Here is a 9,635-nt window from a genome sequence, read left to right as displayed (position 1 = left end):
GTGTATAAAAGTCCTTGGTGGTTCTCACCGTCGCTACGCAGCGATTGGCGACATCATTAAAGTTTCTGTAAAAGAAGCTATTCCTCGCGGTAAAGTGAAGAAAGGTGATGTTAAAAACGCGGTAGTTGTGCGTACCAGAAAAGGTGTTCGCCGTCCAGATGGTTCTCTGATCCGTTTTGACAGCAACGCTGCTGTTATCTTAAATGATAACTTACAGCCAATTGGTACACGTATTTTCGGCCCTGTGACTCGCGAACTTCGTAATGATAAGTTCATGAAAATCGTTTCACTAGCCCCAGAAGTACTGTAAGGAGCCAATCATGGCAGCAAAAATACGTCGTGATGACGAAGTAATCGTACTAGCAGGTAAAGACAAAGGTAAGCGCGGAAAAGTGCTTTCAGTTGTTACTGAATCTGGTCGAATCTTTGTCGAAGGCATAAACTTGATCAAGAAACACCAAAAGCCGGTTCCACAATTGAACCAAGCTGGCGGCATTGTTGAGAAAGAAGCATCTATGGATGCATCAAACGTTGCGATCTTCAACTCGGAAACGAGTAAAGCTGATCGTGTAGGTTTCAAGATTGAAGATGGTAAGAAATTACGTATCTTTAAATCTACTGGTAAAACTATCTAATAGTTGGAGTAGAATGATGGCGAAACTGCATGAAGTATATAAAGACAAAGTAGTTGCTGAACTTCAAGAGAAGTTTGGTTTCAGCTCTGTCATGCAAGTCCCTCAGATCGAAAAGATCACATTGAATATGGGCGTGGGCGAAGCCCTAGCTGACAAGAAGATTTTAGATAACGCAGTAGCGGATCTAGCAGCAATCTCTGGTCAGAAACCTTTAATCACTAAAGCACGCAAATCTGTTGCTGGCTTTAAAGTGCGTGAAGGCTACCCGATTGGTTGTAAAGTAACCCTACGCGGCGAGCGTATGTGGGACTTTTTTGAGCGTTTGGTATCAATCGCTATCCCACGTATTCGTGACTTCCGTGGCGTAAGTGCAAAGTCTTTTGATGGACGTGGCAACTACAGCATGGGCGTACGTGAACAAATCATCTTCCCAGAAATCGATTACGATAAAGTAGACCGTGTACGCGGTATGGATATTACTATCACTACTTCTGCGAAATCTGATGAGGAAGGCCGTGCGTTGTTAGAAGCGTTTAACTTCCCATTTAAGAAATAAGGGTAGGGTTATGGCAAAGAATTCTATGAAAGCGCGCGAAGCAAAGCGCACAAAACTAGTTGCTCAGTACGCTGAAAAGCGCGCTGCACTAAAAGCTATCATCAGTGATGTTAACACATCTGAAGATGATCGTTGGGACGCGGTACTTAAGCTACAAGCTTTACCACGTGATTCTAGCCCTGCACGTCAACGTAATCGTTGTAACATTACGGGCCGCCCACATGGTTTCCTTCGCAAATTCGGCATGAGCCGTATTAAAGTTCGCGAAGCAGCTATGCGCGGTGAAATTCCTGGCCTTAAAAAGGCTAGCTGGTAATAGAATCATGGGAGTAAGACTATGAGCTTGCAAGATCCTATCGCGGATTTGTTCACACGAATTCGTAACGGTCAATCAGCGAAGAAAGTATCTGTAACGATGCCAACTTCAAAGCTGAAAGTAGCATTAGCTAAAGTACTAAAAGACGAAGGTTATATCGTAGATTTCGCTGTTAACGGCGAAACTAAACCTGAGCTTTCTATCGAGTTGAAGTACTTCGAAGGCAAAGCTGTAATTGAAAATATCCAGCGTGTAAGTCGCCCTGGTTTACGTATCTATAAGAAACGTGACCAATTACCTAAGGTAATGGGTGGTCTTGGTATCGCTATCGTATCAACTTCTAAAGGCCTAATGACAGACCGCGCAGCACGTAGTGCTGGTGTTGGTGGTGAAATCATTGGTTTTGTAGCTTAATCGGAGGGGAACTATGTCTCGCATAGCAAAGGCACCAATTACTGTTCCTGCCGGTGTAGAAGTTACATTAAAAGGCCAGGAAATCACAGTTAAAGGCAAAAACGGTGAACTTACTCGTACAATCAACAACGCTGTTGAAGTACAAGTAAATGAAAACGTTATTACTACTTTACCTCGTGATGGCGTAGCTAATGCATGGGCTCAAGCAGGTACTGCTCGCGCTCTAATCAACAACATGGTTGTTGGTACGCATGAAGGTTACGAGAAGAAACTTCAGTTAGTAGGCGTGGGTTACCGTGCTGCAGCGAAGGGTAAAACATTAGATTTAACTCTTGGCTTCTCACACCCAGTTAATTTCGCAGTTCCTGAAGGAATTACGATTGAAACTCCAAGCCAAACAGAAGTTCTAGTTAAGGGCGTAGACAAGCAGTTAGTTGGTCAAACAGCTGCTAACATTCGTGCATACCGTAAACCTGAGCCTTATAAAGGTAAGGGTGTTCGTTATTCAGATGAGAATGTACGCCGTAAAGAGGCTAAGAAGAAGTAAGGTAAGACGATGGATAAAAAAACAGCTCGTCTACGTCGTGCTAAACGCACTCGTAGAAATTATATTGAACAAGGCACAACGCGTCTTGTTATCCACCGCACGCCACGTCACATATACGCTCAAGTTGTAAATGCTGAGGGTAATGTACTGGCTGCTGCTTCTACTGTTGAAAAGGCTATTAGCGAAACAGTTAAAGGCACCGGTAACGTTGAAGCTGCGCAAGCAGTTGGCAAAGCGGTTGCTGAACGTGCGGCTGACAAAGGCATCGAAAAGATTGCTTTTGATCGCAGTGGCTTTAAATATCACGGCCGTGTGAAGGCGCTAGCTGATGCTGCGCGTGAAGCCGGTTTGCAATTCTAGGAGTAGACTATGGCTAACGTAGAAGCAAAGCAACAACAGCCTGATCTAGCTGAAAAGCTAATCGCGGTGAACCGTGTGTCTAAAGTAGTTAAAGGTGGTCGTATCTTTAGCTTTACTGCACTAACTGTAGTTGGTGACGGCGCAGGTAAAGTAGGTTTTGGTTATGGTAAAGCACGTGAAGTTCCAGCTGCTATTCAAAAAGCAATGGAAAAAGCACGTCGCAACATGATCAATGTAGACCTAAATGGCAATACATTACAGCATCCTGTTAAGGGACGTCATGCTGGCTCACTAGTGTTCATGAAACCAGCCTCTGAAGGTACTGGTATCATCGCAGGTGGTGCTATGCGTGCAGTACTAGAAGTGACTGGTGTTCAGAACGTACTTTCTAAATGTTACGGTTCTACTAACCCAATCAACGTAGTACGTGCAACGATTTCGGCTCTTGAGAATATGAATTCTCCACAGTCAATCGCTGCAAAACGTGGCCTTCGCGTAGACGAAATACTGGGGTAACCATGGCAAATCAAACTGTAAAAGTAACACAAGTAAAAAGCTCTATCGGTCGTTTACCGAAACATAAAGCTACATTACGCGGTCTTGGTTTACGTCGTATCAACCACACTGTTGAGTTAGAAGACACAGCATGTGTACGTGGTATGATAAACAAGGTTTCTTACATGGTTAAGGTAGAGGGTTAATTCGATGCATTTGAATACACTTTCACCTGCTGCAGGTTCAAAAACTGCTCCAAAACGTGTTGGTCGTGGTATCGGTTCTGGTCTAGGTAAGACTGGTGGTCGTGGTCACAAAGGTCAAAAATCACGTTCTGGCGGCAAAGTACGCGTTGGTTTTGAAGGCGGTCAAATGCCTATGCAACGTCGTCTACCTAAATTTGGTTTTACTTCTCGCAAATCTTTAGTATCTGCAGAAATAAACCTTTTTGAAATCGCTAAAGTTGAAGGCGATGTGGTAGACCTAAGCGCGTTACAAGCAGCTGGTCTAGTTAAAAAGAACGTTCTTTTCGTTAAAGTTGTTAAATCTGGCGAAGTTTCACGCGCTGTTACCGTTAAAGGCCTTAAAGCCTCTAAAGGTGCTCGCGAAGCTATTGAAGCTGCCGGAGGCAAGGTAGAAGACTAAGGAAGTACTAATGGCTAAACCAGGTCAAGATACAAAAAGTGCACAAGGTGGACTTTCGGAATTGAAGCGCCGATTACTCTTCGTATTGGGTGCTATCATAATTTACCGTCTAGGTTCATTTGTGCCGATCCCTGGGATTGACGCCGCTGTACTTGCCGATTTCTTCGAGCAACAAAAGGGCACCATTGTTGAAATGTTCAACATGTTCAGTGGTGGTGCACTTGAGCGAGCTTCAGTGTTAGCACTGGGTATTATGCCGTATATCTCGGCTTCGATTATTACGCAACTATTAACGCATATGTATCCTCCGTTTATAGAGCTTAAGAAAGAAGGTGAGCAAGGGCGTAAAAAAATTAGCCAGTACACACGCTATGGCACGCTTGTGCTAGCTACTATTCAATCAATCGGTATTGCTACTAGCTTACCGGGCATGATGGAGGGGTTAGTTGTTAACCCTGGTATGGGTTTCTATTTCACTGCTGTGGTGAGTTTAGTTACTGGTACTATGTTCCTTATGTGGTTGGGTGAACAAATAACAGAGCGTGGTATCGGTAACGGTATCTCTGTTCTAATATTTGTTGGTATTGTAGCTAACTTGCCGTCTGCTATTGGTTCGACAGTCGAAATGGCGCGCCAAGGTGATTTGAATGTTTTTGTACTGTTGATGGTTGCGGTAATCGTATTCGCTGTTACTTATCTTGTAGTGTTTTTCGAACGTGGACAACGTCGTATTGTTGTTAACTACGCTAAACGCCAACAAGGTCGTCAAGTATTTGCTGCCCAAAGCACGCATTTACCACTAAAAGTAAATATGGCGGGTGTTATTCCACCAATCTTCGCTAGCAGTATAATTCTGTTCCCTGGTACAATTGCTAGCTGGTTCGGCCAAGGTGAAGGTCCAGTCGCTGATGTATTACAAGCTGTTGCTACTACGTTGACTCCAGGTCAACCGTTGTACTCGCTTGTTTTAGCTGCGGCTATTATCTTCTTCTGCTTTTTCTACACAGCGTTGGTTTTTAACCCACGTGAAACAGCAGATAACCTTAAGAAATCTGGCGCATTTATCCCAGGTATTCGTCCAGGTGAGCAGACATCTAAATACATTGATAAAGTGATGACACGCCTGACATTGGCAGGTGCTTTGTATATAACCTTTATCTGTCTGGTGCCTGAATTCATGACGATGGCGTGGCAAACGCCATTCTACTTCGGCGGTACATCAGTTTTGATTATCGTTGTAGTAATCATGGACTTTATGGCACAAGTACAGACTCACCTGATGTCTCATCAGTATGATTCTGTGCTGAAAAAAGCGAACCTTAAAGGCTACGGTCGATAAGGTCAGTTTACGGAGTTGAGCAATGAAAGTACGTGCTTCCGTTAAGAAAATATGCCGTAACTGTAAAGTTATTAAACGTGCTGGTGTAGTACGCGTAATTTGCAGTGAGCCTAAGCATAAGCAAAGGCAAGGCTAAGTAAACAGTCGTGCAGGCTGAGTTTTCTCGGCCTGTGTTTTTAGTAGTGATTTGGTCTTCGTTTGAGTATCCTTACGGGCTTTTCAAACTTTTGATTACCAAATTCGAATATAGGAGATGTGTTAGTGGCCCGTATTGCTGGCATTAACGTCCCTGATCATAAACATGCAGTTATTGGTTTAACAGCTATTTATGGCATAGGTAAGACTCGCTCTAAGGCTATCTTAGAAGCGACTGGTATCGCCGAAACCACAAAAATCGGTGAACTTTCAGACGAAATTCTTGACGTACTGCGTGATGCAGTTGGCAAGTACACTGTTGAAGGTGATCTTCGTCGTGAAGTTACTTTAAATATCAAGCGCCTAATGGACCTTGGTTGTTATCGTGGCCTACGTCACCGTCGCTCTTTACCACTACGTGGTCAAAGAACTAAGACTAACGCGCGCACCCGTAAGGGTCCTCGTAAGCCTATTAAGCGATAAGGGGATAGTATTATGGCTAAGACACCAATTCGTCGTAAAAAGGTTAAAAAACAAGTTGCTGATGGTATGGCTCATGTTCATGCGTCTTTCAACAACACTATTGTAACGATTACCGACCGTCAAGGTAATGCACTATCATGGGCTACTGCCGGTGGTTCAGGTTTCCGTGGTTCACGTAAATCTACACCATTTGCTGCTCAGGTTGCTGCAGAGCGTGCAGGTACTGCTGCTCAAGAATACGGTTTAAAAAATCTAGAAGTTTTCATTAAAGGTCCAGGTCCAGGTCGTGAATCTGCTGTACGTGCTTTGAATGCTGCTGGTTACCGTATTACCAACATTACTGACGTGACGCCAATACCACATAATGGTTGTCGTCCACCGAAGAAACGTCGCGTTTAACAATAGGTTAGGAGAAATAACATGGCAAGATATTTGGGCCCTAAGCTCAAGCTGAGTCGTCGTGAAGGTACTGACCTGTTCCTTAAGAGCGGCGTAAGAGCTATCGACTCTAAGTGTAAACTTGAGACTGCACCTGGTCAGCACGGCGCTCGTAAAGGTCGCTTATCTGATTACGGTTTACAATTACGTGAAAAGCAAAAAGTACGTCGTATCTACGGTGTATTAGAAAAGCAATTCCGTAACTACTACAAAGAAGCTGCTCGCCTTAAAGGCAACACAGGTGAAAACTTGTTACAGCTTTTAGAGCAACGTTTAGACAATGTTGTATATCGCATGGGTTTTGCTAGCACACGTGCAGAAGCACGTCAGTTAGTAAGCCATAAAGCGATTTTAGTTAATGGTCGTGTTGTGAACATTCCTTCATACGTAATTACTCCAGAAGATACTGTTGTAATCCGTGAGAAGTCTAAGACGCAAGCACGTATTATCGCTGCTCTAGAGTTGGCTGAGCAACGTGAAAAGCCGACTTGGGTTGAAGTTGACGGTAAGAAATTGGAAGGCAGCTTTAAGCGTCTACCTGAGCGTTCAGACCTGTCTGCGGACATTAATGAACAACTAATCGTCGAACTTTACTCTAAGTAAAGTTAAGAGTTAAGAGAGGATAAAATGCAGGGTTCTGTTACAGAATTTCTAAAACCAAGGTTAGTCGACATCGACGCTATCAACCCAACGCGTTCTAAAATAGTTTTAGAACCATTAGAGCGTGGTTTTGGCCATACTCTGGGTAATGCTTTACGCCGTATATTACTTTCATCTATGCCTGGATGTGCAGTAACTGAAGTTGAAATCGACGGTGTATTACATGAGTACAGCGCGAAAGAAGGCGTTCAAGAAGACATCATTGAAATACTATTAAACCTTAAAGGTTTAGCAGTAACGTTAGAAGGCAAAGATGAAGTTTTTCTGACCCTGACTAAATCTGGTGTAGGCCCTGTTACTGCGGCTGATATTCAGCACGATGGCGATGTAACAATTGCTAATCCAGATCACGTTATTTGTAATTTAACTACAAATAACAGCGAGATCAGCATGCGTATTCGTGTTGAACGTGGTCGTGGTTATGTGCCGGCATCTAGTCGTTTATCCTCTGATGACGATGAGCGTCCAATTGGTAGATTGTTGCTTGATGCATCATTTAGCCCAGTTGAACGTATTGCGTACTCGGTTGAATCAGCTCGAGTTGAGCAACGTACAGATTTAGACAAGTTAATCATTGATATGGAAACAAACGGCACTTTAGATCCAGAAGAAGCGATCCGCCGTGCGTCTACTATCTTAGCTGAGCAATTAGATGCATTCGTAGATTTACGTGATGTAACTGAGCCAGAAGAGAAAGAAGAGAAGCCAGAATTCGATCCTATTCTACTTCGTCCAGTTGATGATCTTGAATTAACAGTACGCTCAGCAAATTGTTTGAAAGCCGAGCAAATTCAATATATCGGTGATTTAGTTCAGCGCACTGAAGTTGAGCTTCTTAAAACGCCTAATCTAGGTAAGAAGTCTCTAACTGAAATTAAAGACGTGCTAGCTTCACGTGGACTTTCTCTAGGTATGCGCCTAGAAAATTGGCCACCTGCAAGCTTAGCTGAATAATCTAAATCACTATATTAGTTTAGTTAGAAGGATAGGGTCATGCGCCATCGTAAGAGTGGTCGTCAATTAAACCGTAACAGTAGCCATCGTAAAGCGATGTTTAGCAATATGGCAGGTTCTTTGGTGAAACATGAAATCATCAAAACTACTTTGCCAAAAGCGAAAGAGTTACGTCGTGTAATTGAACCTTTAATCACACTGGCTAAGACTGACAGTGTAGCAAATCGCCGTTTAGCGTTTGCTCGCACGCGTGATAATGAAGTTGTTGGTAAATTATTCAGTGAAATCGGTCCACGTAACGCGGATCGTCCAGGTGGTTACACTCGTATTCTTAAGTGTGGCTTCCGTACTGGTGATAATGCACCAATGGCTTATATTGAACTAGTTGGTCGCCCAGCGACTAGCGAAGCAGTTCAAGAAGACGCACAGTCTGCAGAGTAAGTCTTAAAGAAACCTAAAAGCCGAGCTTATGCTCGGCTTTTTCTTGCCTAAAATTTGTCAAACTATATGAACCAGTAATTATCTTCTATTATGTGCATCGGCTCATAGATTCTGAATCGATAGGTTGTTTTGACTGCTGTTTTAATAACTTAGCCTAGTTATCTTTACTTACCATTCATCCAAAATAGCCTATCCGGTTTTAGTTAAAGAGTATTTTCACTTTATATAGTGATTTACAGTTATTAATAATAGCACTTCGAATTTAACTACCATTAAGCAATCCCTAACGAAGTTTTTAGTGATTAGAGCTGCTCAGAAGATATATGGGGTCGCTCTCTTATCTATATACCGATACTAAGAACCTCATAGTAAAGCTAACCATTGGGGCCTTAGTAAACTCACTTCTCAAATAAAAATATAGCCCAATGAATTTAAATCTCGGCTTTTGACTATTTCAAATGATTTTAGTAACACGACTCTTAACTTATTGGTTGGCTTTTTCAGCATTGATGATCCAAATATGTCTCTACTGATCACTAGTTACCATAACTTTGACTTTAAATAGCTCTTTAAACCCCTCAATACAGGAGGTTTAGTTGTGTTTTTGAGCGTTTAGCTCAAATACTCAGCGAACAGCACATTATTTCAAGTTTTCTTCAAAAAAGGGTTGATCTGTTTTCGGATCTCCCTATAATGCGACCCCACTGAGACGGGAAACAGCAACGCATAGCGAGGCACGAACAACTCAGGGTGTTAAGTAAAACTTAGATTGAATCTTTTTAGAAAGTTTAAATTTAAGTGTTGACAAAAAAATAGGAAAGCGTAATATGCGCAGCCCTAGCGAGATAAAGTTCAGCTTTATAATCGCAACGTTCTTTAACAATATAAAGCAATCATCTGTGTGGGCACTCGTACAGATTGAGTTCTAACAGCCAAGCTGCTTAGGTAGCGAGGCAAACAAATTAGAGTCTCAATTGAAACTGAGTGACCATATGTTATTAAAAGATTCAGCCTTGAGCTGTTTTGATTTTACTTTTTTAAAAGTGAAAATAATAACGCACAGTCAATTCGTTTTTGGCAACAAAAACAAAAATTCAGAATTCATTGAGCTGTCGAAAGACATAAAACTTTTTAATTGAAGAGTTTGATCATGGCTCAGATTGAACGCTGGCGGCAGGCCTAACACATGCAAGTCGAGCGGTAACAGAAAGTAGCTT

The 9,635-nt window shown here is 42.5% G+C and carries 17 protein-coding genes and 1 rRNA gene; all 18 read left to right on the top strand.

The features are described 5' to 3' along the window. Window positions 1-310 (top strand): 50S ribosomal protein L14 (rplN, locus tag H4J50_RS17340; RefSeq protein ID WP_182257490.1); only part of this gene is annotated, 310 nt, incomplete at its 5' end. Window positions 311-320: 10 nt separating this feature from the next. After that, entirely contained in the window at window positions 321-635 is a 315-nt protein-coding gene (gene rplX, locus H4J50_RS17335) for a 50S ribosomal protein L24 (RefSeq protein WP_002959496.1), read from the top strand. A gap of 16 nt (window positions 636-651) precedes the next feature. Continuing rightward, window positions 652-1,191: a 50S ribosomal protein L5 gene (gene rplE / locus H4J50_RS17330; RefSeq protein WP_010554915.1), complete on the top strand. Its 540-nt coding sequence runs from the start codon at window positions 652-654 to the stop codon at window positions 1,189-1,191. A 10-nt stretch (window positions 1,192-1,201) separates the two neighbouring features. Continuing rightward, window positions 1,202-1,507, top strand: a complete 306-nt coding sequence (gene rpsN, locus H4J50_RS17325; RefSeq protein WP_006794245.1) for a 30S ribosomal protein S14 — start codon at window positions 1,202-1,204, stop codon at window positions 1,505-1,507. A 21-nt stretch (window positions 1,508-1,528) separates the two neighbouring features. Further along, entirely contained in the window at window positions 1,529-1,921 is a 393-nt protein-coding gene (gene rpsH, locus H4J50_RS17320) for a 30S ribosomal protein S8 (protein ID WP_002959491.1), read from the top strand. A gap of 13 nt (window positions 1,922-1,934) precedes the next feature. Next, window positions 1,935-2,468, top strand: coding sequence for a 50S ribosomal protein L6 (gene rplF, locus H4J50_RS17315; protein WP_024606323.1), 534 nt, complete (start codon window positions 1,935-1,937; stop codon window positions 2,466-2,468). 9 nt (window positions 2,469-2,477) lie between these two features. Beyond that, entirely contained in the window at window positions 2,478-2,828 is a 351-nt protein-coding gene (gene rplR, locus H4J50_RS17310) for a 50S ribosomal protein L18 (RefSeq protein ID WP_002959486.1), read from the top strand. 9 nt (window positions 2,829-2,837) lie between these two features. Beyond that, on the top strand, window positions 2,838-3,344 hold the full coding sequence (rpsE, locus tag H4J50_RS17305) for a 30S ribosomal protein S5 (protein WP_002959485.1): 507 nt from the start codon (window positions 2,838-2,840) through the stop codon (window positions 3,342-3,344). A gap of 2 nt (window positions 3,345-3,346) precedes the next feature. Further along, window positions 3,347-3,529, top strand: coding sequence for a 50S ribosomal protein L30 (gene rpmD, locus H4J50_RS17300; protein ID WP_002959482.1), 183 nt, complete (start codon window positions 3,347-3,349; stop codon window positions 3,527-3,529). Window positions 3,530-3,533: 4 nt separating this feature from the next. Further along, complete coding sequence (gene rplO, locus H4J50_RS17295; protein WP_002959480.1) at window positions 3,534-3,968, top strand: 50S ribosomal protein L15; 435 nt, start codon at window positions 3,534-3,536, stop codon at window positions 3,966-3,968. A gap of 10 nt (window positions 3,969-3,978) precedes the next feature. Continuing rightward, complete coding sequence (secY, locus tag H4J50_RS17290; protein WP_002959478.1) at window positions 3,979-5,307, top strand: preprotein translocase subunit SecY; 1,329 nt, start codon at window positions 3,979-3,981, stop codon at window positions 5,305-5,307. Between the two features lie 22 nt (window positions 5,308-5,329). Then, window positions 5,330-5,443, top strand: coding sequence for a 50S ribosomal protein L36 (rpmJ, locus tag H4J50_RS17285; protein ID WP_002959476.1), 114 nt, complete (start codon window positions 5,330-5,332; stop codon window positions 5,441-5,443). Window positions 5,444-5,568: 125 nt separating this feature from the next. Continuing rightward, window positions 5,569-5,925, top strand: a complete 357-nt coding sequence (gene rpsM, locus H4J50_RS17280) for a 30S ribosomal protein S13 (protein WP_002959473.1) — start codon at window positions 5,569-5,571, stop codon at window positions 5,923-5,925. A 12-nt stretch (window positions 5,926-5,937) separates the two neighbouring features. Beyond that, window positions 5,938-6,324: a 30S ribosomal protein S11 gene (gene rpsK / locus H4J50_RS17275; RefSeq protein ID WP_002959471.1), complete on the top strand. Its 387-nt coding sequence runs from the start codon at window positions 5,938-5,940 to the stop codon at window positions 6,322-6,324. A gap of 21 nt (window positions 6,325-6,345) precedes the next feature. Then, the gene (rpsD, locus tag H4J50_RS17270) at window positions 6,346-6,966 is read left to right on the top strand and encodes a 30S ribosomal protein S4 (RefSeq protein ID WP_002959461.1); all 621 of its coding nucleotides are present in this window, start codon (window positions 6,346-6,348) and stop codon (window positions 6,964-6,966) included. Between the two features lie 24 nt (window positions 6,967-6,990). Then, window positions 6,991-7,977, top strand: a complete 987-nt coding sequence (locus tag H4J50_RS17265) for a DNA-directed RNA polymerase subunit alpha (protein WP_002959452.1) — start codon at window positions 6,991-6,993, stop codon at window positions 7,975-7,977. Between the two features lie 39 nt (window positions 7,978-8,016). Beyond that, window positions 8,017-8,418 (top strand): 50S ribosomal protein L17, encoded by a 402-nt coding sequence (gene rplQ / locus H4J50_RS17260; protein WP_002959450.1) that lies wholly within the window; start codon window positions 8,017-8,019, stop codon window positions 8,416-8,418. 1,132 nt (window positions 8,419-9,550) lie between these two features. Continuing rightward, window positions 9,551-9,635, top strand: a 16S ribosomal RNA gene (locus tag H4J50_RS17255); the annotation flags it as partial.

It is taken from the genome of Colwellia sp. 6M3 (assembly GCF_014077595.1).
GTDB lineage: Bacteria > Pseudomonadota > Gammaproteobacteria > Enterobacterales > Alteromonadaceae > Cognaticolwellia.
The sequence above is the reverse complement of the archived record's forward strand: the minus strand, read 5'-3'. Positions and strand labels throughout refer to the sequence as shown.